At 73.5% G+C, this 26939-nt stretch carries 28 protein-coding genes; 13 read left to right on the top strand and 15 right to left on the bottom strand.

Features of this window, described 5'->3' with window-relative positions; translation table 11 throughout:
* Positions 1-725, bottom strand: a 725-nt coding sequence (locus LCD33_RS05890; protein WP_224977594.1) for an aldehyde dehydrogenase family protein, incomplete at its 3' end; no start/stop codon positions are given.
* The gene (locus LCD33_RS05885; protein ID WP_224967227.1) at positions 722-1843 is read right to left on the bottom strand and encodes a mandelate racemase/muconate lactonizing enzyme family protein; all 1122 of its coding nucleotides are present in this window, start codon (positions 1841-1843) and stop codon (positions 722-724) included. The genes LCD33_RS05890 and LCD33_RS05885, both read right to left, overlap by 4 nt.
* A gap of 325 nt (positions 1844-2168) precedes the next feature.
* On the opposite strand from LCD33_RS05885, the gene LCD33_RS05880 reads away from it, so the two are divergent.
* Positions 2169-2918 carry an IclR family transcriptional regulator gene (locus LCD33_RS05880; protein ID WP_224961716.1) on the top strand — a complete coding sequence of 250 codons (750 nt, stop codon included), beginning with the start codon at positions 2169-2171 and terminating at the stop codon, positions 2916-2918.
* Between the two features lie 78 nt (positions 2919-2996).
* Here the strand turns inward: LCD33_RS05880 and LCD33_RS05875 are convergent, their stop codons facing one another.
* The 4 genes from LCD33_RS05875 to LCD33_RS05860 all read right to left on the bottom strand — a co-directional run bounded on the left by LCD33_RS05875 (position 2997) and on the right by LCD33_RS05860 (position 8391).
* Positions 2997-4250, bottom strand: coding sequence for a cation:proton antiporter (locus tag LCD33_RS05875; protein WP_224961714.1), 1254 nt, complete (start codon positions 4248-4250; stop codon positions 2997-2999).
* A gap of 108 nt (positions 4251-4358) precedes the next feature.
* Positions 4359-5741, bottom strand: a complete 1383-nt coding sequence (locus tag LCD33_RS05870) for a cytochrome P450 (RefSeq protein ID WP_224961712.1) — start codon at positions 5739-5741, stop codon at positions 4359-4361.
* Complete coding sequence (locus LCD33_RS05865; RefSeq protein WP_224961710.1) at positions 5738-6817, bottom strand: alpha-hydroxy acid oxidase; 1080 nt, start codon at positions 6815-6817, stop codon at positions 5738-5740. Before LCD33_RS05865 ends, LCD33_RS05870 begins: the two co-directional genes overlap by 4 nt.
* Positions 6814-8391: an NAD(P)-binding domain-containing protein gene (locus LCD33_RS05860; protein WP_224961708.1), complete on the bottom strand. Its 1578-nt coding sequence runs from the start codon at positions 8389-8391 to the stop codon at positions 6814-6816. The genes LCD33_RS05865 and LCD33_RS05860 overlap by 4 nt, the downstream gene beginning before the upstream one ends.
* A 276-nt stretch (positions 8392-8667) precedes the next feature.
* Here LCD33_RS05860 and LCD33_RS05855 point away from each other — a divergent pair, with 276 nt between their 5' ends.
* From LCD33_RS05855 to LCD33_RS05840, 4 genes are all read left to right on the top strand, one after another.
* On the top strand, positions 8668-10140 hold the full coding sequence (locus LCD33_RS05855; RefSeq protein WP_224961706.1) for a class I adenylate-forming enzyme family protein: 1473 nt from the start codon (positions 8668-8670) through the stop codon (positions 10138-10140).
* A gap of 120 nt (positions 10141-10260) precedes the next feature.
* Positions 10261-11409 carry an NAD(P)/FAD-dependent oxidoreductase gene (locus LCD33_RS05850; protein WP_224961704.1) on the top strand — a complete coding sequence of 383 codons (1149 nt, stop codon included), beginning with the start codon at positions 10261-10263 and terminating at the stop codon, positions 11407-11409.
* 11 nt (positions 11410-11420) lie between these two features.
* Positions 11421-12014, top strand: coding sequence for a TetR/AcrR family transcriptional regulator (locus LCD33_RS05845; RefSeq protein ID WP_224961702.1), 594 nt, complete (start codon positions 11421-11423; stop codon positions 12012-12014).
* A gap of 70 nt (positions 12015-12084) precedes the next feature.
* Positions 12085-12795 (top strand): alpha/beta fold hydrolase, encoded by a 711-nt coding sequence (locus LCD33_RS05840; protein WP_224977593.1) that lies wholly within the window; start codon positions 12085-12087, stop codon positions 12793-12795.
* Here LCD33_RS05840 and LCD33_RS05835 read toward each other — a convergent pair.
* On the bottom strand, positions 12761-13651 hold the full coding sequence (locus LCD33_RS05835) for a helix-turn-helix transcriptional regulator (protein WP_224962616.1): 891 nt from the start codon (positions 13649-13651) through the stop codon (positions 12761-12763). The two genes, LCD33_RS05840 and LCD33_RS05835, sit on opposite strands and share 35 nt — an antisense overlap.
* Before the next feature lie 274 nt (positions 13652-13925).
* On the opposite strand from LCD33_RS05835, the gene LCD33_RS05830 reads away from it, so the two are divergent.
* Complete coding sequence (locus LCD33_RS05830) at positions 13926-14729, top strand: NPP1 family protein (protein WP_224962614.1); 804 nt, start codon at positions 13926-13928, stop codon at positions 14727-14729.
* Between the two features lie 136 nt (positions 14730-14865).
* Here the strand turns inward: LCD33_RS05830 and LCD33_RS05825 are convergent, their stop codons facing one another.
* The gene (locus LCD33_RS05825; protein ID WP_224962612.1) at positions 14866-15021 is read right to left on the bottom strand and encodes a hypothetical protein; all 156 of its coding nucleotides are present in this window, start codon (positions 15019-15021) and stop codon (positions 14866-14868) included.
* A 98-nt stretch (positions 15022-15119) separates the two neighbouring features.
* Here LCD33_RS05825 and LCD33_RS05820 point away from each other — a divergent pair, with 98 nt between their 5' ends.
* Positions 15120-16097 (top strand): GlxA family transcriptional regulator, encoded by a 978-nt coding sequence (locus tag LCD33_RS05820; protein ID WP_374201686.1) that lies wholly within the window; start codon positions 15120-15122, stop codon positions 16095-16097.
* Positions 16098-16130: 33 nt separating this feature from the next.
* Here the strand turns inward: LCD33_RS05820 and aztA are convergent, their stop codons facing one another.
* On the bottom strand, positions 16131-16844 hold the full coding sequence (gene aztA / locus LCD33_RS05815) for a zinc ABC transporter ATP-binding protein AztA (protein ID WP_224977592.1): 714 nt from the start codon (positions 16842-16844) through the stop codon (positions 16131-16133).
* Positions 16845-16892: 48 nt separating this feature from the next.
* Here aztA and aztB point away from each other — a divergent pair, with 48 nt between their 5' ends.
* The gene (gene aztB, locus LCD33_RS05810; protein WP_224962606.1) at positions 16893-17744 is read left to right on the top strand and encodes a zinc ABC transporter permease AztB; all 852 of its coding nucleotides are present in this window, start codon (positions 16893-16895) and stop codon (positions 17742-17744) included.
* Positions 17741-18580 (top strand): hypothetical protein, encoded by an 840-nt coding sequence (locus LCD33_RS05805; RefSeq protein ID WP_224977591.1) that lies wholly within the window; start codon positions 17741-17743, stop codon positions 18578-18580. The genes aztB and LCD33_RS05805 overlap by 4 nt, the downstream gene beginning before the upstream one ends.
* 135 nt (positions 18581-18715) lie before the next feature.
* Here the strand turns inward: LCD33_RS05805 and LCD33_RS05800 are convergent, their stop codons facing one another.
* Positions 18716-20209, bottom strand: a complete 1494-nt coding sequence (locus LCD33_RS05800; RefSeq protein WP_224960486.1) for a PAS domain-containing sensor histidine kinase — start codon at positions 20207-20209, stop codon at positions 18716-18718.
* Between the two features lie 279 nt (positions 20210-20488).
* Between LCD33_RS05800 and LCD33_RS29575 the strand changes: the two genes are divergently transcribed.
* Complete coding sequence (locus tag LCD33_RS29575) at positions 20489-20566, top strand: 50S ribosomal protein bL37 (RefSeq protein ID WP_373690061.1); 78 nt, start codon at positions 20489-20491, stop codon at positions 20564-20566.
* A 90-nt stretch (positions 20567-20656) separates the two neighbouring features.
* Here LCD33_RS29575 and rsrA read toward each other — a convergent pair whose 3' ends face one another.
* A complete protein-coding gene (rsrA, locus tag LCD33_RS05795) occupies positions 20657-20992 on the bottom strand; it encodes a mycothiol system anti-sigma-R factor (RefSeq protein WP_224960488.1) in 336 nt (111 codons plus the stop codon).
* Entirely contained in the window at positions 20989-21666 is a 678-nt protein-coding gene (locus tag LCD33_RS05790) for a sigma-70 family RNA polymerase sigma factor (RefSeq protein WP_308011229.1), read from the bottom strand. The genes rsrA and LCD33_RS05790 overlap by 4 nt, the downstream gene beginning before the upstream one ends.
* Positions 21667-21884: 218 nt before the next feature.
* Here LCD33_RS05790 and ybaK point away from each other — a divergent pair, with 218 nt between their 5' ends.
* A complete protein-coding gene (gene ybaK / locus LCD33_RS05785; protein ID WP_224960492.1) occupies positions 21885-22364 on the top strand; it encodes a Cys-tRNA(Pro) deacylase in 480 nt (159 codons plus the stop codon).
* On the opposite strand, the gene LCD33_RS05780 is transcribed toward ybaK, so the two are convergent.
* Genes LCD33_RS05780 through LCD33_RS05770 form a run of 3 tightly spaced genes read right to left on the bottom strand, consistent with a single transcriptional unit; the run spans position 22365 to position 24433 of the window.
* Complete coding sequence (locus tag LCD33_RS05780) at positions 22365-22976, bottom strand: alpha/beta family hydrolase (RefSeq protein WP_224968161.1); 612 nt, start codon at positions 22974-22976, stop codon at positions 22365-22367.
* The gene (locus LCD33_RS05775) at positions 22973-23686 is read right to left on the bottom strand and encodes an SOS response-associated peptidase (protein ID WP_224960496.1); all 714 of its coding nucleotides are present in this window, start codon (positions 23684-23686) and stop codon (positions 22973-22975) included. The genes LCD33_RS05780 and LCD33_RS05775 overlap by 4 nt, the downstream gene beginning before the upstream one ends.
* 6 nt (positions 23687-23692) lie before the next feature.
* Complete coding sequence (locus LCD33_RS05770) at positions 23693-24433, bottom strand: SOS response-associated peptidase (RefSeq protein WP_224960498.1); 741 nt, start codon at positions 24431-24433, stop codon at positions 23693-23695.
* Positions 24434-24575: 142 nt separating this feature from the next.
* Here LCD33_RS05770 and aroA point away from each other — a divergent pair, with 142 nt between their 5' ends.
* Together aroA and rsgA are read left to right on the top strand one after the other, a co-directional pair.
* Positions 24576-25844, top strand: a complete 1269-nt coding sequence (gene aroA / locus LCD33_RS05765) for a 3-phosphoshikimate 1-carboxyvinyltransferase (RefSeq protein ID WP_224977590.1) — start codon at positions 24576-24578, stop codon at positions 25842-25844.
* Positions 25844-26854: a ribosome small subunit-dependent GTPase A gene (gene rsgA, locus LCD33_RS05760; RefSeq protein ID WP_224960502.1), complete on the top strand. Its 1011-nt coding sequence runs from the start codon at positions 25844-25846 to the stop codon at positions 26852-26854. The genes aroA and rsgA overlap by 1 nt, the downstream gene beginning before the upstream one ends.
* Positions 26855-26939 lie beyond the last annotated feature (85 nt).

Here is a 26939-nt window from a genome sequence, read left to right as displayed (position 1 = left end):
GCGGACCCGCGCCCCCCTAGCTGGCCCCCGGCGGGGGGCCCCCCCCGCCCCCGCCCGGCCCCCCCCCCGCGCCCCCCCCCCCCCCCCCCCCCCCCGCCCGGCCGCCCCCCCGCGGCGCCGCGGCGGGCGAGCAGCAGCGCGCCCAGCGAGGTCTGCTCGGCCGGTTTCAGCACCACCGAGTTGCCGGTGGCCAGCGCGGGCGCGATCTTCCACGAGGTGATCAGCAGCGCGTAGTTCCACGGCACCACCGCGCCGATCACGCCGAGCGGTTCCCGGGTGACCAGCGCCAGCGCGTCCTGCGGGGCGGGCGCGACCTCGCCGGAGGTCTTGTCGACGGCCTCCGCGTACCAGGTGAGGGTGTGCGCGGCGCCGGCCACGTCGACGCGGCGGGCTTCGGCGAGCGGTTTGCCCATCTCCAGGCTGTCCAGCAGCGCCAGCTCGTCGGCGTGCTCGCGGATCAGCTCGGCCCAGCGCAGCAGGACCTCCTTGCGCCGCCCCGGATCCAGCCCCCGCCAGCGGCCGTCGTCGAACGCGGTGCGGGCGGCGCGCACCGCGCGGTCCACCTCGGTGGCGGTGCAGGCCGCGACCCTGGCGAGCTCGGTGCCGTCGCGGGGGCTGGTGCTGGGGAAGGTCTCGCCGGTGGCGACGAACTCACCGTCGATGAACGGCCGCGTCTCCGGCGTGCCGATCAGCGCCGAGCTCGGCGCGTCCAGGGCGGGGGTCACGGGATTCCTCCGATCTTGGTGTCGGCGATGACGTCCTCGTCGAGCTCCACTCCGAGACCCGGGACCTGCGGCACGGCGACCGCGCCGTCCGCTCGGACCTCGACGGGCCGGGCCAGCAGGAAGTCCCGGCGCCGCGGCGTCCAGCCGGGCGGGTCGTAGGGGAACTCGAAGTGCGGCCCGCCGCCGACCCCCGCGGCGACGTGCAGGTTCGCCAGCAGCCCGATGCCGTTGGTCCAGCTGTGCGGGGTGAAGTGGCGGTGCTTGAGCCGGGCCAGCTCGGCGATGGTGCGGGCCCGGTGCATGCCGACGGCCAGCACCACGTCCATCTGGTAGACGTCGAGGACGTCCTGCTCCAGGTAGCGCAGCAGGTCGGGCACCGAGTGCTGCATCTCCCCCGCCGCGATGCGCACCTCCGGGTACCGGGCGCGCAGGGCGCGGAACCCGGCGAGGTCGTGGTACGGCAGCGGTTCCTCGACCCAGCTCACGCCGATCTCGGCGAGCCGCCGGACGGTGCGGGAGGTCGTGGCGAAGTCCACCGCGTCGGCGGTGTCACCGGCCATCCGCCAGGACTGGTTGAGGTCCACCATGATGTCGAAGTCCGGGCCGAGGGCGTCGCGGGCGGCGGCGACGGTCGCGATGCCCTCCTCGACGCCGTCCGGGGCGATGCGGATCTTCATGGCGCGGAACCCCGCCTGCCGCGCGGCCAGCGCCGACTCGACGCGCTCGGCCGGCGGCTTCAGCTCGGCGGTGGAGGCGTAGGCGGGCAGCGCGTCGGCGGCACCGCCGAACAGCACCGACACCGGCACCCCGGTGGCCTTGCCGATGACGTCCCACAGCGCGGCCTCCAGCGGCCAGAACGCACCGCCGTGGAAATTGGCCGTCTCGATGGCCTTGACGTGCCGGTCGATCCGCAGCGGATCGGTGCCGACGAACAGGTGCCGCACCGCGTCGAACCCGGTCATGGTGTCACCGGAGCCGATGCCGGTGATGCCCTCGTCGGTGCGCACCCGCACCACGGTGGCGTCGAAGTGCTCCCGCGGGCGCGGGTCCCAGGCGGCGTGCAGCGGCGGGTCCAGCGGCAGCCGCAGCCGGTCCACGGAGATGTCGGTGATCTTCATCTGACCTCCCGGAACCGAAGCTAGGAACCCGCCGGCCCGCAGGACAACCCACCGCGACCGATCGAGACCCGAGTTGCACTGGCGACAACCGGACGACCCCGCCCCGAACCGCGCCCGCAGTTGCTTGGCAGCGGCGAAGCCGCTGAACCGCCGACCACCCGAGCAGCGGAACCACCCGCGGGTGCTCAGCTGCTTCCTCGCGAGGACAGCGTTTTCTCCTGTGGCGGAGCCACCGGTGAAAACGATCCCGCAGCGAGGAAGCAGCTGAGGTTCCGCCACCCCAGTGCCCTGCAAAAGGAGCCGACGAAAAGGCATCGTTGAAGACATGAGTGCTCTGCGGCGTGATCTGGAGTTGCTGGAGGCGCTGGGTTCGGCGGAGGCGCAGCGCGCGGGCGGGCTCGGGGTGTCGCGGCTGGCGGTGCTGACCGGGCGGGACAAGAGCCAGGTGTCGCGGGCGCTCAAGGCGCTCGCCGAGGCCGGGGTGGTGGAGCGGCAGCCGGACACCTTGGCCTACCGGCTGGGCTGGCGGCTGTTCTCACTGGTCGCCCGCACCACCGGGGACCGGCTGGTGCGCGCGGCGGAGCCGGTGATGCGCGCCCTGTCCGCGGAGGTCGAGGAGACCAGCCACCTGTGCGTGCTGCGGGAGCGGGAGGTGCTGACGCTGCTGTCGGTGTCCGGGCACTCGTTCCGCGTGCACGACTGGGAGGGCCGCGGGGTGCCCGCACCGTGCACCTCGGCGGGACGGGTGCTGCTGCAGGACGTGACGCCGGACGAGCTGTACGTGCGCTTCGGCACCGAGCTCGGCGCGACGCCGCCCGGGTCGACGGTGCGCACCCTGCCGGAGCTGTGGTCGCGGATCAGGGAGGCGGCGCGGACCGGCTACGCGCAGGTCCGCGAGGTGTTCGAGACCGGCCTGGTGGGCGTGTCCGCGCCGGTCCGGGACTTCCGCGGCCGGGTGGTGGCGGCGCTGAACCTGTCCGCCCCGGCGCAGCGCCTCGCCGACCACCTCGACGCGGCGGGCCGGGCCACCGCCAGGGCGGCCACCCGCATCTCCCACGAACTGGGCGCCGCCTGAGTCCCCGCCATGCCGATCTCACCGCGCGATGCTCGGCCCGAGGTTCCGCCACCCCAGTGCACCGCCACCCGCCACGGATCAGGCGACCGGTTCCGGTTCAGGGTCAGGAGCGGCGCGGCGTTCGCGGCGGTCGATGAGGGTGAGCAGCGGGGTCGCCATGATCGTGGTGACCAGGGCGACGAGCACCAGGACGCTGAACAGCTGCGGCGTGACGATCCCCGCCGCCAGCCCCACGTTGATCGCGATGAGCTGCATCAGCCCGCGCGCGTTCATCAGCGCCCCGACGCGGGTGGCCACCGAGTTCGACTCCCCCGCCAGCCGCGCCGCGGCCCAGCAGGCACCGAGCTTGCCCGCGACCGCGACCAGCACCGCGCCCACCGCGAACAGCAGCACCCCGGAGTCGACCAGCAGCGCCAGGTCGGTGTTCAGCCCGGAGTAGGTGAAGAACAGCGGCAGGAACAGCACGGCGACCGGCTTCATCGTCCGCACCGCCCCGTCCATCGCCGCCGACCGCGGCAGCGCGACGCCGAGGCTGAACGCGCCGAACACGGCGTACAACCCGATCTGGTCGGTGTACCAGGCGGCGAGGAACACGGCGACGACCACCACCATCAGCACCTGCTCGGGGGCGAGCCGCCGCAGCGCGGCGTCGATGCGGCCCCCGGCGCGCACGATCGCGACCAGCGCGAGGACGAACAGCGCGCTGCCGCCTGCGGCGACGGCGAACGGCCCGATGCTGGCGGCGGAGATGCTGAGCACCCCGGCCAGCAGGACCCACGCCACCGCGTCGTCGAGCGCCCCGGCTGCCAGCGAGAGCGAACCGAACCGGGTGCCGGACAGGCCGCGCTCGGTGATGATCCGCGCCATCATCGGGAACGCGGTGATCGACAGCGCCACGGCCACGAACAGCGCCGACACCAGCAGCGGGACGCCCGGCGGGTACATGTCGACGTGCCCGGCGGCCAGCCAGGCCAGCGCGACGCCGAGCAGCATCGGCACGACCACCCCGGCCGCCGAGATCAACGCCGCCGAACCGGCGACCTGCCGGATCTTGTCCACCCGGAACTCGTACCCGGCCTGGAACATGAACACGACGAGCCCGATCTGGCCGACCACGTACAGCACGGGCCGCAGCTCGTCGGGGAAGATCGCCTGCTCCACGCCGGGCGCGAGCAGTCCGAGCACCGAGGGGCCGAGCACGACGCCGGTGACCATCTCGCCGACCACGGGCGGCTGGCCGAAAGCGCGCAGCACCCGGCCGACGAGGCGGCAGGCGAGCAGGATGACGATGGCGGCGAGGAAGAACGCGGGGGCGAGCTCCGTCGGGGTCATGCGGTTCCTCCGGTGGCGGTGGATCGGACGTGGATCCGTTGCGGTGCGGGGATGTCGGTGCACGGCGCGAGGTGCCGGGGCCTCCCGGTCGCGGAGGCCCCGGCCCGATCAGCGGTGCGCGGGGCAGCCCGGCGGCGGTTCCTGCTGCCGGAGCCGTTCGAAGTGGCGGCCGGCGAGCCGCTGCCTGCGCGCGTCCAGCACCATCCAGGTGCCCAGCACCAGCTGCCGCACGCTGCGCTCCACGTCCTCCCACCGATCGCGGATCCGCAGGAAACGCAGCAGCGCCCGGGTGTCCCGCGCGGTGCCGCGGCGCACCAGCACGCACGGCCCTCGGGAGGGCAGCGAACGGGTGTGCCGCACGCTGGATTCGAGCCGGAACCGCGCCAGCACTTCGCGGGTGACCGCGCGCATCGCCAGCGGTGACAGCCGCCACGCGGGGCACGGCCGGTTCGCGGCCACCCCGAACGGGATGTGCGCGGCGTCCTTTGCCGACAGCCGTTCCCAGCGGGACGGGTCGAACGTCTCCGGGTCCTGGTGCCCGGTGGCGTGGTAGTCGGGGTAGCTGAAGCACAGCACCGATCCGCGCGGCAGCGTGGTGCGCTCGTCGACCCGGATGTCGTCGGTGGTGATGCGGTGCGCGATGCCGAACAGCGGGAACACCCGCATCGTCTCGTCCAGCACGTGCGCGAAGTAGCGCTCGTCGCCGGGCTCGTCGGCGAGGCGCCGCTGCACGTGCGGGTGCTGGGCGAGCACCAGCAGCAGGTGCGCCATGCCCTCGGACAGCTGCACCACGGAGGTGTTGAAGAACGTCCCCTGCAGGTAGTGCACCTGCTCCGAAGTGGACAGCGCGCCGGGCAGCTCGTGTACCACGTCCCCCGCGTCGACCCGCGACCGCAGGTAGCGGGTGAGCCGGGCGCGGCGGCGCGGGTGCCGCAGGTCGGTGCACTTGAGCGCGTTCACCACATCGGCGGCGTTGCCGACGATGAGCTCCCGCGCCCGCCGCGGGCAGGGTTCGCCGAAGACGAGTTCGTAGTTGAACTCCGCCCAGATCGGCATCATCAGGTCCCGGAGCCGGTGCACGCCGAGCCGATCGGGCGCGAGCTCGTCGAGCACCTTCGCCGCGCAGCGCGCCGCGGTGGCGGAGAGCGCGTCGCTGGACCCGGCGAGGAACCGCTGCGTGGTGCGGGCGACGTCGTCGTAGCGCGGCCCGGCCTCCAGGTGCTCCTGGTGCACCTCGGGTCCCGGGGACAGCCAGTACCAGAACAGGTCGGAGAGCCCCGCGCCTTCGCTGCGCCCACCGGCGGCCGGGTGCGAGTAGACCTCGCGGAACCGCTCCGGGCCGAACCGCTCGTTCGGCAGCGTGATCGCGTCGTCCCCGTTGACGAGTTCGAAGACCTTGCCGCGCAGCGCGACGACCCGCTGCGGCAGCCAGCGGGGTGCGGTCAGCGCGGCCGCGACGGCGACCCAGGGCAGCAGGCGCACCGGTTTCACCGGAGACCTCCGAATCCGCGCGGTACCACGAGATCCGCGGTCAGGTCGTCGGGGCCGCGGACCCCGCACAGCGCCATGGCGCGCACCACGTCGGCGCCGATCCGGTCCAGCACCTCGCGCACGCCCTTCTCCCCGTCGGCGGCGAGCCCCCACAGCACGGGACGTCCGATGCCGACGGCTTCGGCGCCGAGCGCGAGGGCGGTGACCACGTCGGTGCCGCGGCGCACCCCGCCGTCGAGCAGCAGCGGGAGGGTGCCGCCGATGGCGCGGGTGATGCGCGGCAGCACGTCGATCGGCGCCGGGGCCGCGTCGAGCTGTCTGCCGCCGTGGTTGGACACGATGATCCCGTCGACGCCCTGGGCGACGGCGAGGTGCGCGTCGTCCGGGTGCAGGATCCCCTTCAGCAGCACGGGAAGCGCGGTGGTGGCGCGCAGCACCTCCAGGTGCCGCCAGGAGATCTCCGGGGACATCTCGATGTCGCGGGTGCCGCCGGGCGGGCCGCCGGGCAGGTCGCGCATGTTCGCCGCCTCGTACCCGGGCGGCAGGTCGTGGAAGCCGTTGCGCCGGTCGCGCACGTGGTCGCCGAACACCGGCGAGTCCACGGTGACGACCAGCGCGGTGCAGCCCGCGGACTCGGCGCGCTCCACCAGGCGGGCCGTCACCTCGGGGTCCGGTTGCAGGTACAGCTGGAACCACACCGCGGCGTCGGAGCGCACCTGCCGCGCGGCCGCCACCACCTCGTCGACGGCGGTGGTGGCGGCCATGCTGGAGATCAGCACGGTTCCGGTGGCCGCCGCCGCGCGCGCGGTGGCCAGTTCTCCTTCGGGGTGCGCGAGGCGGTGGAACGCCGTGGGCGCCACCAGGACCGGTGCCGCGCCCGGCGCTCCCGGCAGGTCCACCCGCGGCTCCGGTGGCGGGCCGCCGCGCAGCATCCGCGGCAGCAGCGCGAGCCGGGCGAACGAGTTCTCGTTGTCCGCCAACGCGAACTCGTCCGCCGCCCCTCCCGCGTAGTAGTCGTGGATCGCCGGTTCCAGCAGTTCCTTCGCCCGGTCGTGCAAGTCGGCGAAGAGGTTCACCGGGCACCCGCCGGTGCCGCCACCCGCCCCCGCAGGAACTCGCGCAGCGGCGCGCGGTGCACCTGCTCGCTGTCCCACTCGTTCTCCAGGTTCTCGGTGATGTGGTGCTCGGCGAGCAGCTCGCCGCCGCGGAAGTGCCGCACCACCGGGTGCAGGTAGCGGCCGTCGAGCCCACGGGTGTCCTGCTGGGAGGTGCGGCTGTGCTCGACGTCGAACGGGTTGACCCGGTCGTGGTCCGCGCCGTATTCGAGGGTGATGGTCAGGTAGGAGTCGACCTCGCCGAACTCGCCGGTGTGCGCGGTCTCGTGCAGGTGGTCGAGGGGCACCTCCTCGGCGTAGCGCGCGCCGTCCGGGCCGAGCAGCACGGCGTCGGCGAGGAACCCGAACAGCTGCCACAGCGCGGAGCTGCGGTTGACCCGTTCGATGATCGCGTCGGTGACGGCTTCCGGCGTTCCCCGGACGTCCGTCCCGGGCCAGGCCACCTCGTGGTCGCGGCGCTCCAGGATGCGGTGCAGCGCGCGCACCCCGTAGCGGAAGCCGTGGATGAAGCCGCTGGTGGACTTCTTGAAGTCGCGGACCTGCGTGATGGTGCCCGCGAAGTGCAGCCCGGGCACGTTCACCGATTCCCACGCCGCGGTCTGCGCGGGGAACCGGTCGGCGATGGTGAGCTCGGGCCGGCATTCGGGCGCGAACATCGAGGCGTCGAACCGGAATCCGGTGGCCAGCAGCACCCGGTCGTAGCGGATCTCCTTGACGACCTCGTCGACGCGTTCGAAGCTGACCCGCACCAGGTAGGAGTCGCCGTCCCTGCGGATGCCGAGGATCCGCCCGTCCAGCAGCGCGTTCTGCGACTTCAGCTGGTAGGTGTCCAGGAAGTTGTTGTTCACCGCGCGCAGGTGCCCGACGAAGTGGGTCTGCCAGGCGAGCTTGAGCGAGCCGGACCCGGCGACGTGGATGACGGCGGCGTTCTCGATGAGCCCGTCTGCGGTCTCGAACGCGGAGTTGCCGCGGCCGATGATGAGCACCCGCTGCCCGGTGTAGTCCTCGGGGTCGACGGACATCTCGGTGTAGGGCTCGGCGTGCTCGACGCCGTCGATGTCCGGGATGTGCGGCCGGGTGACGCCGGTGGCGACGATGACGCGCCGGGCCCGGTAGGTGTTTCCGTTCTGGTCGCGGGCGACGAACTCGTCGGGCTTGGCGACCTCGACGATGCGAGTGCCGTAGCGGATCCGCAGCCGGTGGGTCTCGGCGTAGTCGGCGAGGTAGCGCAGCAGGTCGTCGGCGGCCGGGAAGTAGCGCGGCGTGTACGAGGTGAGCAGCGGCGCGTTCTCCTCGGACAGCAGCGAGTTCCAGTCGGTGCGCAGGTTCAGTTCCGGATCGTCCCATCCGGTGTGCACCTTGTTGATGGAGATGAGCTTGCGGTGCCGCGGGAACTCGGCGAAGAATGTACCGGGCGACTCTCCCGACTCGACGATGAGATAATTGCGTCCGGCCCGCTCCAAGTAATATCCGGCTTGGAGTCCTGCCGGGCCGGCGCCGATCACGAGATAATCAAGAGAGCGCTCTTCGGACACTGGTTGATTCGCCTCCCACCAGCACAAACAACGGATTGTTTGAACCTTAAAGCACAGCGGGTCAACCCGTACACGTGATGCAGATCACAGCATCTTCCCGTGGTTGGAGATCCGCCGGAATGGTAGAGATCCCCATTGTCCGAACGCCAGCGGGAAACTCGTGCTCCGAGCGACCGAATCCATACGACTATTTGACGGAAAGCGGTAAAAATGGGAGAGAGAACAGACTCGGGTGACCATGAACACCGATCTCGGGCACAACCTTTTCCGCAGTCCGTGATCGACGCGCTCGGCGCCGACCCGCTCACCCCCGCGTTCGAGCACGGCGACCGGATCGTGGTGCGCGGCGAGCTGCTGGAACTCATCGGCCGGTGCACCGCCGGGCTGCGCGCGGCCGGGCTCGGCCCGCGCCACGGCGTCGCCATCGACACCGCCGTCACGCCCGAGGGCTTCGCCGTCCAGATCGCGGCGCACGTCCTCGGCTGCCGCGTCGTCGGCCTGCGCCCCGGCCTCACCGCCGCGCAGCTCGCGCACGTGCTCGGCCAGGACGTGCGCGCCGTCGTCACCGACGACCCGCGCCCGCAGCTGCACGAGGCCGCCGGTGCCGCCCGGGTGCTCGAACTCGGCCCGGAACTGCTGCGCGCGCAGGAGACCCCGGTCGCGCGCGGCGAGCTCGACGACGCCGCGCTCGTCGTGTTCACCAGCGGCAGCACCGGAACACCCAAGGGCACCGTGTTCGACTACCGCGCCATGAGCGGGCACTGGAGCTGGCACGCACCGGCGTGGACCGAGCGCACCGCGGAACTCGCCGCGAAGTACCGGCGGTTCCTGCTGTTCGGCACGCTCAGCAGCGCCGTCGTGCAGGAGCACCTGGCGCTGTGCCTGCTCTCCGGCGGCACCGCGGTGATCCCGCGCGAGGCGCCGGAATTCCCGCGGGTGCTGGCGGAACTGCGGATCACCGCCTGCCTGCTCACCGTCGCGCGGCTGCACCAGATCCTCGACGCGCTGGGCGAGCAGGAGCACGACCTGAGCGCCGCCCGGATGCTGCTGGTCGCCGGTTCACCGCTGGCCCCGCACAAGCTCGCCGAAGCGCACGCCCGCATCGGCCCGGCCGTGCACCTGGGCTACGGGCAGACCGAGACCGGCATGCTCAGCCTGCTGTCCGCGGCCGACATCGCCGAGCGGCAGCAGGCCGCGAACTCCGTCGGCCGCCCGTGGGACGGCGTGCGGGTCGAGGTCCGGGACGCCGACGGGCTGCCCCTGCCCGCCGGGGCCGACGGCGAGGTGTGGGTGCGCACCGCCCACTCGCTGCGCGGCTACTGGCAGGACCCCGCCGAAACGGCCGAGGTGCTGCGCGACGGCTGGGTGCGCACCCGGGACGTGGGACACCTGGACGAGGCGGGCTTCCTGCACCTGACCGGGCGTGTCCGGGACGTGGTGATCGTGAACGCGATCCTGCACTACGCGGGCCCGATCGAACGGGCGCTCGCCGGGCATCCCGCGGTGGACCAGGCGTACGTGGTCGGCGTCCCGGACGAGCGGACCGGGGAGGCGATCCACGCCCACCTCGTGCTCGCCGGGGACGTGGAACCCGACCACGCGGAGCTGCGCGAACTGGTCGCCGCCGAGCTGGGTCCGGCCGCCGCGCCCGCCGTGATCCGGGTGGTGCGGCAGGTGCCGCTGACCGCGGCGGGCAAGCCGGACAAGGCGGCGCTGCGGGCGTTGACCACGATCCCCGAGCCGCGGTGATCCCCGGCGGGGCGTTCGCGGGCCCCGGCCGGAACAAAAGTGTAGTGACTACAAGTTTGAAGTCACTTCATGTACCGTTCCCGTCGAGGGACCCGCTCCCGCCCCGCAGGAAGGACCGCCATGCCCACTCCCCCGCCCCGGATCGCCGTGATCGGCGGTGGCCCCGCCGGGCTCACCTTCGCCCGCGTGCTGCAACGGCACGGCCTGCCCGTCACCGTCCACGAACGGGACCGCGACCCGGTGGACCGCGCGCAGGGCGGCAGCCTCGACCTGCACCGGGATTCCGGGCAGGTGGCGCTGACCGCGGCCGGGCTGCTCGACGAGTTCTTCGCCGCGTCCCGGCCGGAAGGCCAAGCGCTGCGGCTGCTCGACCGGGCCGGGGCCGTGCTGCTCGACGCGCCCGCCGACCCGGACGACCGGTTCAAACCGGAGATCGACCGCGGCGAGCTGCGCGCCCTGCTGCTCGGCTCGCTCGAACCCGGCACCGTCGAGTGGGACCGCCGGTTGCGCGCCGCCGTCCCCCTCGGCGACGGGCGGCACCGCCTCGACTTCACCGACGGGCGCAGCACCACCTGCGACCTGCTCGTCGGCGCCGACGGGGCGCGTTCCGCGGTGCGGCCGCTGCTCTCGGACGCCGAACCCGCGCACTCCGGCGTCGTGTTCGTCGACGTGGTGCTCACCGACGTGGACCGCGCGCACCCGGAGCTCGCCGAGCTCATCGGGCACGGCATGACGTTCGCGCTCGACGAGGGCAAGGGACTGCTGGCGCAGCGCAACAGCGGTGGTGTCATCCGGGTGCACGCCGCGTTCCGCGGCCCGTCGGACTGGGGACGCGACCTGGACCGCGGTGCGCTGCGCGCCGTGCTGCTGGAGATGTTCGCCGACTTCGGGCCGGTGCTGCGGGACGTGCTGCACCGCGGCGAGGGCCCGTTCGCGGTGCGCGCGATCACCGCGCTGCCGGTCGGCCACCGCTGGACGCACCGGCCGGGCGTGACGTTGCTCGGCGACGCCGCGCACCTGATGTCCCCGTTCTCCGGGCAGGGCGCGAACCTGGCGATGCTCGACGCCGCCGAACTCGCCGAGCGCATCGCCGCGGGCGGGCCGTTGGACGAGGCCGTCGCCGCCTACGAGGAGCGGATGTTCCCCCGCTCCGCCGAAGCCGCCGCCAGAGCCGCGACCGGCATCGAGGACTGCATCGGCCCCGGCGGACCGGCGCACGCGTTCGCCCACTTCCAGGCCATCACGGCCGGAAACCCGCAGCGCACCTAGGATTCCGCGACATGCCCACCCCAGAACCCGCCGGCCGCCGGGAGCGCAAGAAGGCCCAGACCCGCGCCCGCATCGCCGAGACCGCGCTGGAGCTGTTCCTCGAACGCGGCTTCGCCGAGGTGACCACCGCCGAAGTGGCCGAGGCCGCCGACGTCTCGGTGACCACCCTGTTCAACCACTTCCCCAGCAAGGAAGCGCTCGTCGTCGACGAGGACGCCGAACGGGAGGCCGCGCTGGTCGCCGCGGTGCACGACCGCGAGCCCGGGACATCGGTGGTGGACGCGCTGCACCGGTACTTCAGCGGCGTCCGGGAAGCGCTCCTCGGCGACGACGGCGGGGCGCGGTTCCGCGAATTCCGCCGCCTGGTTCGGAGTTCGCCGAGCCTGGGCGAGCACGTGGACCGGATGTGGGCGCGGCACGAGACCTCCCTCGCCGCCGCCATCGCCGAGGACGCGGGCGCACCGGCCGACGATCCGACGGCGCGAGCCTTGGCGCACCTGGTCCTCGCCGCCAGGTCGGTGCCCGGCGATCCCGGCGCCGGATTCGACGCCGCGTTCGCACTGCTGCGCGCGGCCTGGCCCCCGGACGACTGGCCCACCGGATGACCGGCCCACCGGCTCCGCCCGACCCGGTGCACGGACCGTTCACCCGCCCCCAGCACGAGAAGAGGACACCATGACCGCTCGAACCACCCTCCACATCGGACCCGACGTCGAGCTGACCGTCGACGAGGCGGGCGGCTCCGGCCGCCCCGTGCTGGTGCTGCACGGCGGCGGCGGACCGGCCACCGTCGCCCCGATCGTCGAGCACTTCGCGCCCGGCCACCGCGTCCTGGTCCCCGTGCACCCGGGCTGGGAGGGCACCACCCGACCGGACCGGCTCGGCTCGGTCGCCGACCTGGCGCAGGCCTACCTGGGACTGCTCGACGAGCGCGGGCTGCGGGACGTGCTGGTGCTGGGCAGCTCCTTCGGCGGCTGGGTGGCCGCCGCGATGGCGGTGCGCGACCGCGGTGGGCTGCTCGGCGACCTGGTGCTGCTGGACGCCATCGGTCCCGAGATCACCGGCCACGAGATCTCGCTGCCCGCCCCGCCGCCCGGGCGGCCCGGCCCGCCGCCCGCCGCCATCGAGGCGATCCGCGCCTACGGCGGCACCGCGATGGCGGACCCCGCGCTGCTGGGCGACCTCGCGCAGGTGCGGTCCCGCGCGCTGGTGGTGTGGGGCGAGGACGACCAGGTGATCGGCACCGGCTACGGCCGGGAGTACGCGGCCGCCTTCCCGGACGCCCGATTCGCGGTCATCACCGGCGCCGGGCACCTGCCGCAGGTCCAGGCACCGGCCGCGACCTTCGCCGTCATCGACGAGTTCCTGGCCGCGGCTCGGGGCTGACCGCGGGCTCCCGGGCCGGGTCGGCGAGCAGGCCGCGCAGCAGCTCCAACCGCTCCGCGGATCGGCTGCCCGGCTCGGCCGTGTAGGCGATCAGCACCGGCCCCGGCCCGCCCGGCAACGGGTAGGCGTCCCAGTCGAGGTCGAGCTCACCGACCAGCGGGTGCGCGAAGTGCTTGCGCCCGCGGGTGCGTTCCCGCACGTCGTGGCGCGCCCAGAACCGGCGGAACTCCTCGCTGCGCACGCTGAGCTCGCCGACCAGCTCCTTCGCCCGCGGGTGGTCCGGGTCGGCGGCCACGGAGGCGCGCAGCATCCCGATGTACTCCAACGCGCTCGACGCCCAGTCCGGGCACACCTCGCGGGCGTCCGGGTGGTGGAACAGCGCGCGCAGCACGTTGCGCTCGTGCGGCGGCTGCTGGTCGAGGCCGCCGAACAGCGAACCGGCGAGCGCGTTCCAGGCCAGCACGTCCAGGTGCCTGCCCAGCACCAGCGCGGGGCCGCCGATGGTGTGCAGCAGCCGCCGCGTGCTCGCGGGCACCCGCTCCGGGGTGCGCCGGCGCACCGGTTCCGGGCGGCGGGCGGCGCGGGCCAACGCGTGCAGGTGCCGGGTCTCGTCCTCGTCCAGTTCCAGCGCGCGGGCCAGCGCGTCCAGCACCTCCTCGGAGGGACGCACGTCCCGGCCCTGTTCCATCCGCTGGTAGTAATCGGTGCTGACCCCGGCCAGCAGCGCCAGCTCCTCGCGCCGCAGCCCGGCCACCTTGCGCCGCGGCCCCGGTTCCAGGCCGACGTCCTGCGGGCGCAGCCGGGCGCGCCGGGTGCGCAGGAAGTCGGCCAGCTCGCGGGAGTGGGAACCGTTCATAGCTGCGATTCTGCCCGCTCCGGGGCCGCGCAGGGTGGGTCCGGTGGTCCCAGGGAACGGGCGCCGACCGGTCCCGCCCGGCCTCACCGGAAAAGGAATTCGGCGGATGCTACGGGTCCCACACCATTCCGGAGAACGGTTGTCGTGTTCTCGCCAACGCCCCGGGTGAACCGGCCGTGAACCTGTTCGAAAGCACCGGATCATCCTCTGGGAATCGTCCACCCGGAACCTTATGATCATGCCGGTCACACGGCGATCGGAAGGTTGTGCTGCGATGGGGACACTGGAAACCGGCAGAAGGCGCGGCACCCGGCGGCTCGGGAAGTCCTCGTTCGCGTTCCGCGCCCTGGTCGGCACCGCGGTGCTGTTCGTGGGCCTGCCACCTGCGGTGGCGCTGGCCGATCCGCCGCAGGCGCTGCCCGGCAGCGCGGCCGAGGCGGACGCGAAGTGGCAGCCCGCTTTCGATTACGACGGTGACGGCTGCTATCCCACTCCGGCCATCGGGCCGGACGGCACCCTCGCTCCCGGATTGGAACCGTCCGGTGCGCTGAACGGGAATTGCCACGACCAGTCGGACTTGGACAACACCAATTCCTACTCGCGCTCGAAGTGCGACGGCGACTGGTGCGCGTACATGTACGACCTCTACTTCGAGAAGGACCAGGCGCTCGGCGGGGTGCACGACGCGTTCGGGCACCGCCACGACATCGAGCACGTGGTGATCTGGGTGAACGACGACCAGGCGAAGTACGTCTCCACCTCCGCGCACGGCGACTTCTCCACCTACCCGGCCGAGGAGGTGGGCTTCGAGGACACCCACGCGAAGATCATCTACCACAAGGACGGGCCGAGCACGCACTGCTTCCGCCTCGCGGGCAAGGACGAGGAGCCGGAGAACCACTACGGCACCTGGCAGTACCCGGACCTGGTGAGCTGGGAGAACTACCCGGAGGGCATCCGCGACGCGCTGACCTCCGCCGACTTCGGCAGCGCCAGCCTCGGCATCAAGGACGACGCCTTCGCGGGCAACCTCGCGAAGGCCAAGCCCGACGACATCCAGTTCGACCCGGAGGCCTGAGCCCCACCCGGCCGGGCGCGGGCCCCCCCCCCCGGGCCCCCGGGGGCCCCCCCCCCCCGCGGGGGGGGCCCCGCCCCCCCCGCCCGGGCCCCCCCCCCCCGGCCCGGGCCCCCCCCCCCCCCCCCCCCCCCCGGGTTCACCGGCACTCCGCGCGGGCGGCGCTCGCCCCGCGCTCCGCTTCCCCGCTCCGGCCGGCGCTCCTCCCCCGGCTCCAGCGGACCAGGGCGATCGCGAGTCCGAAGACCACCGCGAATTCGACGAGCAGGACGGCCCAGACGGCGACCGACGACATGGCGACTCCTCTCCGAGGGGATCGTGCGACTTCCATCGTCGGTTCGGCCCACCCCCGCGACCAGTGGCCGGATGGACAACATGTGGAAGAATCGGGCCATGACGCGGACGAAGGTCGTGGTGCTGGTGCGGCCGGGGTTGCAACCGATGGAGCTGGGGATCGTGCACCAGCTGTTCGCGCTGGCGACCGGCCCCGGCGGTGAACCCCACTACGAGGTGCTGACCTGCGCGCCGGTTCCCGGGCAGGTGCGCACCACCGGGGACTTCGAGATCACCGTCCCGCACGGGCCGGAGGTCCTCGCGGACGCCGACCTCGTGTTCGTGCCCGCCTCCGATGCGGACTACGTGGCGGATTTCGCGCTCCCCGACGACGTGCGGGACGCGCTCGCCCGGGTTCCGGCGCGCCCGCGGATCGCGTCGATCTGCAGCGGGGCGTTCGTGCTCGCCGCGGCCGGACTGCTCGACGGGCGGCGGGCCACCACGCACTGGAACGCGGCCGACCGGTTCCGCCGCGCGTTCCCGCGGGTCGAACTGGACCCGGCGGTGCTGTACGTGGACGAAGGGCCGGTGCTGACCTCCGCGGGCGAGACCTCCGGGATCGACCTGTGCCTGCACCTGATCCGGGAGGCCCACGGCACGGCGGTCGCCAACGACGTCGCGCGGCTGGCGGTGGTGCCCGCGCACCGCGACGGCGGGCAGGCCCAGTTCATCCGCCGCGCCGTGCCCGACCCGCGCAGCTCGTCCACCGCGCGCGCCCGCGCGCTCGCGCTGGAGAACCTGCACCGCGCGCTGCCGCTGCGCGAACTCGCCGAGCTCGAATCGATGAGCGTGCGCACCTTCACCCGCCGGTTCCGCGACGAGACCGGGCTGTCCCCGGTGCAGTGGCTGACCGGGCAGCGCGTCGAACGCGCCCGGCAGCTGCTGGAGGAGACCGAACTGCCGGTCGACCAGATCGCCGCCGACGCCGGGTTCGGCACCGCCGCCTCGCTGCGCCAGCACCTGCGGGCCCGGCTGGGCATCTCCCCCAGCACTTACCGCGGCACCTTCCGGCCTGGCGGCACCGACGACGCCGCCTGATCAGTCCGCAGTGGACGATCGGCGGGTTTGCCGTCACACCAGCGAGTTCTCCCACAGCTCACGAAGGGAATCCGGCGCGAGGACCCGGCCGGGCGGGCCCGCGGCGTGCAGGCGCCCGTCGCGGAGCAGCAGCGCGTGGTCGGCGTCCCGCGCCTCGGCGAGGTCGTGGGTCACGTGGACGACGGTGGTGCCGCGGGACTTCTCCTCGTCCAGCACCTCGGTGATCCGCCGCTGCGCGGTGACGTCGAGCCCCGCCGCCGGTTCGTCGAGCAGCAGCAGTTCGGCCTGCTGCGCGAGGCCCTGCGCGACCAGCACCCGCTGCCGCTGACCGCCGGAGAGCGCGCCGAGCGGGCGGTCCGCCAGCTCGCCCACGTCCAGCCGTTCCAGGCAGTCGGCGACGATGCGGCGGTCCTGCCGCGACAACCGCCGCCACGGCCCGGTCCGCGCCCACCGCCCCATCTCCACGGTGGCGCGCACCGTCATCGGCAGCGCGTCCGACACCGCGCTGCGCTGCACCACCAGCGCCACCTCCCCCCGGCGCCGCACCGAACCCGAGGTCACCGGCAGCACGCCGGCGAGCACGCCGAGCAGCGTGGACTTCCCGGAACCGTTGGGGCCGACCACCGCCGTGCGGGCGCCGATGGGGAACGCGGCGGTGACCCGGTGCAGCACCGGGTTCCGGCGGTATCCCGCGGACACCTCGTGCAGCACCGCCGCGGGGTGGTCTTCGTCGGTGATCGCTCTCACGGGAGACAGTCTACAACGACAATCGTTTTCAATATAGGGTGATCCGTCATGGATTGGTTGTTCATCCCTTTTGAGGTGTCCTTCGTGCAGCGCGCGCTGTGGGCCGGGGTGCTGGTCTCGCTGATCTGCGCGCTCGCCGGCACCTGGGTCGTGCTGCGCGGCATGGCCTTCCTGGGGGACGCCATGTCGCACGGGATGCTGCCGGGGGTGGCGCTCGCGGCGCTGCTCGGCGGTGACCTGCTGCTCGGCGCCGCGCTGAGCGCCGGGGTGATGGCCTTCGGCGTGACGGTGCTGGGGCGGTCGCGGCGGCTGTCCGCGGACACCGGGATCGGGCTGCTGTTCGTGGGCATGCTCGCCGCCGGGGTCATCATCGTGTCGCACTCGCAGTCGTTCGCCGTGGACCTCACCGGATTCCTGTTCGGCGACGTGCTCGCCGTGACCCCGCCCGAACTCGGGCAGCTCGGCATCGCGCTCGCGCTGGCCGCGCTGATCTCGCTGGCCGGGCACCGCGCCTTCGTCGCGCTCGCCTTCGACCCGCGCAAGGCCCGCACCCTCGGCCTGCGCCCCGGCCTCGCGCACGCGCTGCTGCTGGGCCTGGTGACGCTGGCGATCGTCGCCTCCTTCCGCGTCGTCGGCACGCTGCTGGTGTTCGGGCTGCTCATCGCGCCGCCCGCGGCGGCCGTGCTGTGGGCGAAGCGGATTCCGGTGGTGATGGCGGTGGCCGCCGCGCTCGGGATGCTCTCCACCGCGCTCGGGCTGCTGGCGTCCTGGCACTGGGGCACCGCCGCCGGCGCGACCATCGCGGCCACCGCCGTCGCCCTCTTCTTCCTGTCCGCGCTCGGCGCCGAACTGCGCGACCGGGTGCGGGATCGACCGCACCGAACGGAGCCCGCCCTGTGAAACCGACACCGACCGTCCTCGTCGCGGCGCTCGCGCTGGCGACCACCGCCTGCGGGGCACCGGCCGAACCACCACCGCCCGCGCCGCACGGATACGTGGCGGGCGCCGAGGAATCCGCCGAAGCGCAGTCGCGGCTCGTCGTCGCCGACGCCACCACCGGCGGGGTGCGCGTGCTCGACCTGCTCACCGAGGAGGTCGTGGAACTCGCGCCGGTGCCCGGGATCCGGGCGATCAGCACCGACGGGCGGCACGCCTACCTCAGCGGCGACCGCGGCACGCACGTCGTCGACAGCGGGTCCTGGATGGTCGACCACGGCGACCACGTGCACTACTACCGGGCCGAGATCCGCGACGCCGGCGACCTCGCCGGAGCGGCCGTCGCGGCGCACGGCGATCCGAAGGTCTCCGCGGTGTCCACCCGGGACGGCGCGGCGGTGCTGCTGGACCGGACGGCGCTCGACGCCGGCACCGCCCGCCCCACCGGCGAGGTCCCCGTCGCGCCCGGAACCGCCGCCGTGCCCTACGAGGCCCACCTGATCGCCGCCGGCGCCGACGGCACCGTGCGGGTGCTCGACCGGTCCGGGAAGCCGACCGCCACCGTGGAACCGCCCTGCCCCGAACCGGAGGGCACCGCGCTGACCCGGCGCGGCGTCGTGTTCGGCTGCGCCGACGGCGCGTTGCTCGTCGCCGAGGACGACGACGCCTTCCACGGCGAGAAGATCCCCTACCCGCGCGCGGTCGGGGGGGGGGGGGGGGGGGCCCCCCGGCCCCCCCCCGCGCAAACCCCCCGGGCGACCCGACACGGCGGTCGCGAAAGAACAGCACATCCCCGATGAGAACCGGGGTCGATCAGCGTCGATGCCGGTCAGCGGCCACCCCCAAGGCGAACTGACCGAGCGGACCGACCCCAGGTGAGCCACCCCGCAATCGGGCTCACCGACCCCCATCGACGCGCTTGCGGCGTCAGGCGCTCAGCGGCGGTACTTCAACGGAACGCGCAACACGGCTTCCGTACCCCGCTGCCGGCCCCGACCGCGCAAGCTCAACGAACCCCGCAGCTCAGACTCGACGAGGGTTCGCACGATCTGCAGGCCGAGACGTTCGGCGCGCTCCAGGGAGAATCCCTTCGGCAGGCCCTGACCGTCATCCGAGATGACGACGTCGAGCCAGCGCGCCGAACGCTCCGCCTGCACCACGACCTCCCCGCCGGTGCCTTCCGGGAACGCGTGCTCGAAGGCGTTCTGCACCAGTTCGGTGAGCACCATCACCAGCGGAGTCGCCAACTCGGCCGACACGACGCCGAACCGGCCCTCCCGGCTCACCTTCACCCCGGTCTCGGCCACCGCGACGTCGCTCATCATCGGAATCACCCGGTCCACGACGTCGTCCAGGTCGACGCGTTCGTCCACCGACATCGACAGCGTCTCGTGCACCAGCGCGATCGAGGTGACCCGCCGGACCGACTCGTCCAGCGCCAGCCTCGCCTCCGAGTTGCCGGTGCGCCGCGACTGCAGCCGCAGCAGCGCCGCCACCGTCTGCAGGTTGTTCTTCACACGGTGGTGGATCTCGCGGATCGTGGCGTCCTTCGACATCAGCGCCCGGTCCCGCCGCTTGACCTCCGTCACGTCCCGGACCAGCACCAACGCACCCGCGACCTGACCGCGGGGCTGCAGCGGCAACGCGCGGAACAGCACCGTCGCGCCCTTCGCCTCCGCCTCCATGCGCATGCTCGGCTCGCCGGACACCGCACGGCGCACCCGCTGGGCCACCTCGTCGGCGTCGAACGGGTCGGACAGCAACGACCTGGTCAGCGGCGCCAGCTGCACCCCGACGAGATCCGCGGCGTGCCCCATCCGGTGGTAGGCCGACAGCGCGTTCGGACTGGCGAACACGACGGTGCCGGACGCGTCCACCCGGACCAGACCGTCGCCGACGCGCGGACTGGTGTGCACGTCCGGCGCAGGCTCCGGGGTGGGGAACGTGCCGTCGGCGATCATCTGGCACAGGTCGGCGGCGCTGCCCAGGTAGGAGATCTCCAGCGGGCTCGGCACCCGCGGCACCGCCAGGTTCGTGTCCCGGCTCAGCACCGCGACGATCTCCTGGTCCAACTTCACCGGGATCGTCTCGCGGCGCACCGGCACGCCCAGGTGCCAGCGCGGGTCCTCCTCCCGGCAGATCCGCCCCTCCAGCGCAGCGCGCCGCAGCTGCGGGTGCTCCTCCGGGGTGACCTCGGTGGAGACCACGTCCTCGGGGTGCGCGGTCGGCGCGGTCGTCGGCCGGGCCTGCGCCACGCACAGGAACCGGTCCTCGGTGGCGTCTTCCGGGCCGACCGGGACCCACAGCAGGAAATCGGCGAACGACAGGTCCGACAACAGCTGCCACTCCGCGACGACCAGCTGGAGGTGGTCGGCGGCGGCCCCGGACAACCCGGTGTGCTCGGCCAGCAGGTCACTCAGCGTCGACAAGGCGCTCCTTCGGTCCGGACTCGGCGACCGGCGTCGAGGTCGCCCTCCCGCACGGCACCGCCCCGGCGGTCGAGACCACCGGCTCCGCGCGAACCCTTCGCTCCACGAGTTCGCTCCGCGACGGCCCGGACGCGGGTTTCGTCAAGGAAACCACGTGCCGGGCCACCCAACGGGCCCGGGTGGCGCACGTGCGAGACTGGACAGCCAGAACTCCGCAAGGAACCAATCCCCGCCCACGGCCTGCCCGGCCGGAGCGCGGGACGACGCGAGGGAGGGGTCATGGGAAAGCGTTCCCGCAAGAAGAAGGACCGGCGCAAGAACAAGGCCAACCACGGCAAGCGCCCCAACGGCAGCTGACGTGACGGTGCGCTCCGCGCGCCGCACGCACGCGAGAGCCCCGGACCGATGTGGTCCGGGGCTCTTCTTCGTCTCGCGGCGCGGCCGGTACTAGTCGGCCGAAGAGGTCCGCTTCTTGGCCCGCACCTCGACCGAGGTGCCGTCCGGCCCGCGCTCGACCGTCACGTCCGCCTGCCGAAGCACCGTCTCGCGGATCGAGCTGCGCAACCGTTCCCGCAGGTCCGAAGGGGCGTGCTCGCCGCCGCACTTGCGGTGCAGCAGCTCCTTGAGGTGCTCCTCCAAGCCGTAGTGCTCCAGGCAGCTCCCGCACTCGTCGAGATGCTCCTGCAGCGCCTCGCGCCGGTCCTGGTTGCACTCGTTGTCCAGGAACAGCCACACCTCGGCGAGCACGTCCTCGCAGGACGCCTCGTCATGTTCGCACGTCACGAGGTGCTCACCTCCTGCTTTTTCTCCCTGAGGAAACCACGGTCGCGCGCCACGTCGGTGAGCATGTCGCGCAGCTGCCTGCGGCCGCGGTGCAGCCGCGACATCACCGTGCCGATGGGCGTCCCCATGATCTCGGCGATCTCCTTGTAGGCGAAGCCTTCCACATCGGCCAAGTAGACGACCATGCGGAACTCCTCCGCCAACTGCTGCAGCGCGTTCTTCACGTCGGAGTCCGGCAGCCGGTCCAGCGCCTCCACCTCGGCCGAGCGCAGCCCGGTGGAGGTGTGGTTCTCGGCCTGGGCGAGCTGCCAGTCGGCGATCTCGTCGGTCGGCTGCTGCTGCGGCTGCCGCTGCCGCTTGCGGTAGCCGTTGATGTAGGTGTTGGTGAGGATGCGGTACAGCCACGCCTTCAGGTTCGTGCCCTGCTTGAACGACTTGAACGCCGAGTAGGCCTTCAAGTACGTCTCCTGCACGAGGTCCTCGGCGTCCGGCGCGTTGCGCGTCATCCGCAGCGCCGCGCCGTAGAGCTGGTCGAGCAGCGGCATCGCGTCCCGCTCGAAGCGGGCCACGCGCTGCTGGTCGGTCTCCTCGACCTGCTCCGGCTCGGCCGCCGCGGCATCGCCGCCGGCGGTCCCCGCCGTGCCGGGTTGCTCCGGGGTGTTGACCACCGGGATCCTTTCCCGCCGCCAGGAAGAGGTGGCTGCTGGCGACGAACCCATGCCGTCCTGCGCATGGACCCACTTCGAGGATACCCGCCCGATGCCCCGCTCACCTGCATCAGAGCGCTCGGGCAGGTCCCGCTGCCGTTCGAGTAAGCACGTGTTCGTCAACTCCGTCACGGCCGGTCCAACGCGGTGCGGCCGGTGGGTATTCCTGCTCCTAGGGTCAGGGCATGGCAGGCAGGGGAACACCGGCGACCGCGCTGCTGGACCGGCAGCGGGTCGCGCACCGGGTGCACGCGTACGAGCACGACCCGCGGGCGGAGTCCTTCGGCGAGGAAGCGGCCGATGCGCTGGGACAACCGCCGGAGCGGGTGTTCAAGACGCTGGTCGCCGAGGTCGACGGGGCGCTGGTGGTGGGGGTGGTGCCGGTGACCGGGCAGCTCGACCTCAAGGCGCTGGCCGCGGCGCGCGGCGGCAAGAAGGCGAAGCTCGCCGACATGGCAGCCGCCGAGCGCGCCACCGGTTACGTGGCGGGCGGCATCTCGCCGCTGGGGCAGAAGAAGCGGCTGCCGGTGGTCGTCGACTCCTCGGCCGAGGCGTTCGACACGATCTTCTGCAGCGCGGGCCGCCGCGGCCTGGAGATCGAGCTCGCCGCCGCCGACCTGGTCCGGTTGCTGGACGCGCAGGTCGCCGACATCGCCGGGGCCTGATCAGTCGAGCGGCCGCAGGACCCGGGTGAGCCACTCCTCGACCCCGCGGAACACGGCGTCGACGTCGGCCTTCAACGAGTGGTCCCCGGCGACGAGCACCACTTCGCGCCGGTGCGCCGGTTCGGGCCTGCCGAACGCGTCCCGTTCCCCCTGCACCACCAGCACCGGGGGGTCGACGGCGTCGAGCTCGCCGAGCCGCGACTTCTCCGGCTTGCCCGGCGGGTGCAGCGGGAACGCCAGGCACAGCACCGCGGACGCGGTACCCGCCTCGGCGGTGCGGCACGCCACCCGCGCCCCGGAGGAACGACCGCCGAACAGCAGCGGCAGGTCCGCGAACCAGCGCTCGCCGAGGTCTTCGGCGACGGCCAGCCACGCGGCGTCGAGCTGCTTGGCGGGCGCGGGTGCCTTCCGGCCCGCGACGCGGTAGGGCTGTTCGACCAGCGCCACGTGCACGCCGGCGCCGGTGGCGGCGCGAGTCGCGGCCACCAGGTCGGGCGCCGCGATGCCGCCGCCCGCACCGTGCCCGAGCAGCAGCGCCGCCCGGCCCTCCTCGGCGCAGTGCAGCTCGGCCGCGGCCGGGCCGTGCGGGGTGTCGATCTGCACGCGGGTCATTCGAACAGCGCCCCCTGCTCGGCGGGTGCGGGCACCGGCTCCGCCGGGTCCAGCAGGCCCGGGTGGTTGTTGCGCATGTTGTTCACCTCGGTGGACACCGTGGTCAGGTCCAGCTCCGCGAGCAACCGCGGATCCGGGTCGAGCAGCGGGCGCGGATCGTCGCGCTCCGGGTCGAGCCAGTCGGCCCACTTGTCCGCGGGCAGCACCAGCGGCATCCGGTGGTGCACGCCCGCGAGCTCGCCGACCGCGTCGGTGGTGACGACGGCGCAGGTCACCAAGGGTGCGGAGGTGTTCTCCGGCGACCACCACGCGGAGAACACGGCGGCCATCGCGAGGCTGGCCCCGCCGCGGTGCGCGCACAGGTACGGCTGCCTGCGCTTGTCGCCGGGCCGCCACTCGTACCAGCCGGTCGCGGGCATCAGGCAGCGGCGGCGGGCCGCGGACTCGGCGTACGCGGGCTTGGTGGTGATCGTCTCAGCCCGCGCGTTGATCATCGGCGGTCCGCTGGTGGCGTCCTTCGCCCAGGTCGGCACGAGCCCCCAGCGCACCGGCCGCACGCTGCGCTCGGTGCCGCGGCGCACCACGATCGGCACCGTCTTGGTCGGCGTCACGTTGTAGTCCGGGCCGAGCAGCCCCTCCGAGCGGTCCACCGCGTCGAACTCGGCGGCCAGCGCCGCCGGGTCGCGCCGCACCGCGTAGCGACCGCACATCAGCACTCACCCCGCGTCCCGAGCATGATCCAACGCTACCGCCGGGTCCGGGTCGTCCTGCGGGGCGATGAGCTCGGCGCCGTTGTGCCGCACGTCGTTCACCGCCGAGGACACCGGCCGCAGCTCCAGCGCGGCCACCAGGTCCGGCGAGGGTTCGAGCAGGCCGGACGCGTCGTGGCGCTCGGGGTCGAGCCAGTCCTCCCACCGGTCCGCGGGCAACACCAGCGGCATCCGGTCGTGCACCTCGGCGAGCGCCCCGACGGCCGCGGTGGTCAGCACCGAACAGGTCACCAGCGGCGGTGCGTCCTCCGCCGCGGCCGGGTCGTGCCAGGTCTCCCACAGCCCGGCCAGCGCCAGGCTCGCCCCGTCCGGCGAGGTCATGAAGTAGGGCTGCTTGCGGTCGCCGTCGCGCTTCCACTCGTACCAGCCGTCGGCGGGCAGCAGGCACCGGCGGTACTTCGCCGCGGCGCGGAACGCGGGCTTCGACACGACCGTCTCCGCCTTCGCGTTGATCATGCGGTTGCCGATCTTCGGGTCCTTCGCCCACTTCGGCACCAGGCCCCAGCGCATCGTCCGCAACCTGCGCGCCGGTCCGCCGTCGCGGTGCCGCGCCACCACGGCGGGCACCTGCTTGGTGGGGGCCACGTTGTAGTCGGCTCCCCCGGCACCACCGCCGGTCCGGTCGTCGGCGGCGAACTCCGCGGCCAGCGCCGCCGGATCCTTCGTGGAGGCGTACCTGCCGCACATCTCCTGGTCACCTCCGCCGTCGCCGCCAGGGGCGGAATCGCGCCGCCCCCGAGCCCATCGTCGCAGCACCCACCGACGACGTCGAACTCCTCCGGCCCGGCCCCGGCCGGTTGAGCAGGGACGAATGCGGGATCATGGGGGCATGACGCAGCTCTGGCCCGCCCCGGTCGCCGCAGGCCCGGTCCGCGCGACGGTCCCCGTCCCCGGCTCCAAGTCGATCACCAACCGCGCATTGGTGCTCGCCGCGCTCGCCGACGGGCCGTCCACGCTGCGCGAGCCGCTGCGCAGCAGGGACACCGAGCTGATGGCGGCGGCGCTGCGCTCCCTCGGCACCGCGGTGCGGGACGGCGCCGACGGCGCCTGGCTGGTCGAACCGGGCGAGCTGCGCGCGCCCGCGAGCGTCGACTGCGGCCTCGCCGGGACCGTGATGCGCTTCCTGCCGCCGCTGGCCGCGCTCGCCGAAGGACCGGTGTCCTTCGACGGCGACCCGCACGCGCGGAAGCGGCCGCTGGACACGGTGCTCGACGCGCTGCGCGAGCTCGGCGCCGACATCACCGGCGACTCGCTGCCGTTCGAACTGCGCGGCACCGGGTCGCTGCCCGGCGGGCAGGTCACCATCGACGCCTCCGCGTCCTCCCAGTTCGTCTCCGGGCTGCTGCTGTCCGCCCCGCGGTTCGAGCAGGGCGTGACCGTGGTGCACGACGGGCCGCCGGTGCCGTCGCTGCCGCACATCGACATGACCGTCGCGATGCTGCGGGAGGCGGGCGTGGGGGGGGACGACCAGCGGCCGAACACCTGGCAGGTCTCCCCCGGGCCGATCCGGGCGCTGGACCTCGACGTCGAACCGGACCTGTCCAATGCGACCCCGTTCCTGGCGGCCGCGGCCGCCACCGCCGGGGAGGTCACCGTGCCGGGCTGGCCGTCGGCCACGACGCAGGCGGGCGACGCGTTCCGGGACATCCTCACCGCGATGGGCGCCGAGGTCGCGCTGCACGCCGGCGGGCTCACCGCCACCGGCCCGGAACGGCTGCTGCCGGTCGACGTCGACCTGCACGAGGTCGGCGAGCTCGCCCCGACCGTCGCCGCGCTCGCCGCGCTCGCCGAGGGGCCCTCGCGGCTGCACGGCATCGCGCACCTGCGCGGGCACGAGACCGACCGGCTCGCCGCGCTGGAACGGGAGATCACCGGCCTCGGCGGGGACGTCGAGCAGACCGCCGACGGACTGCTGATCCGGCCCCGGCCGCTGCGCGGCGGCACCTGGCACACCTACGCCGACCACCGGATGGCCACCGCGGGCGCCATCCTCGGCCTGCGGGTCCCCGGCGTCGCAGTGGAGGACGTCGCGACCACCCGCAAGACCATCCCCGACTTCCCCGGGATGTGGACGGCGATGCTGGAGCCGGTGGCCTGATGGGCCGCCGCGGCTGGCGAGACCTGGACGAATCCGATGTGCGGGTGCGTCCCGGGCGCGGCACCCGACCGCGCAGCAAGCGGCGCCCGGAGCACGCCGACGCCGCCACGGCCATGGTCGTGGCCGTGGACCGGGGCCGGTGGACCTGCGCGCTCGACGGGGACCCGGACCGCCTGGTCACCTCGATGCGCGCCCGCGAACTGGGCCGCACCCCGGTCGTCGTCGGCGACCAGGTGGACCTCGTCGGCGACACGTCCGGTCGCGCCGACACGCTCGCCCGGATCGTGCGGGTCGCCGACCGCAGCAGCGTGCTGCGCCGCACCGCCGACGACACCGACCCGTACGAGCGGATCGTGGTCGCGAACGCGCAGCGGCTCATCATCGTCGCCTCGCTCGCCGACCCGCCGCCGCGCACCGGGCTGATCGACCGCTGCCTCGTCGCCGCCTACGCGGGCGGGCTGACCCCGGTGCTGTGCCTCACCAAGTCCGACCTGGCCACCCCGGACGAGGTGCTGGCGACCTATTCGGCGCTGCCGCTGCCGATCGTCGTCACCAACATGCACGAGCTGCACGAGGACCTGTCCGAGCAGCTCGACGGCCGGGTGTGCGCCCTGGTCGGGCACTCCGGCGTCGGCAAGTCGACGCTGGTGAACACGCTGGTGCCGCACGCCGAACGCGCCACCGGCGAGGTCAGCGGCGTCGGCAAGGGCAGGCACACCTCGACCTCGGCGGTAGCGCTCCCGCTGCCCGCGGGCGGCTGGGTCGTCGACACCCCGGGCATCCGCTCGTTCGGCCTGGCGCACGTCACTGCCGGCGACCTGATCAGCGCCTTCACCGGGTTCGCCGAGGCCGCCGAGGAATGCCCGTCGAACTGCGGGCACCTCGGCGGCGGTGCGGACCCGGAATGCCACCTCGACACCTACGCCGCCGAAGCGGGTGCGGGCCGCACCGAGCAGCTCAGCTCGCTGCGGCGGCTGCTGCGGTCCCGCGCGGGACGCGACGAAGCCTGACCGGCACCCGGCCGGGTGGAAGCGGTCTTCCCGGACGGGCCGCGTCCGCACGGCGGAAATCCTTGCGGCCGAACGGGAATCCCGG

It is taken from the genome of Saccharopolyspora sp. 7B (genome assembly GCF_020177435.1).
GTDB classification, from domain to species: Bacteria; Actinomycetota; Actinomycetes; order Mycobacteriales; family Pseudonocardiaceae; genus Saccharopolyspora_C; species Saccharopolyspora_C gregorii.
This window is presented reverse-complemented; position numbering and strand designations above follow the sequence as displayed.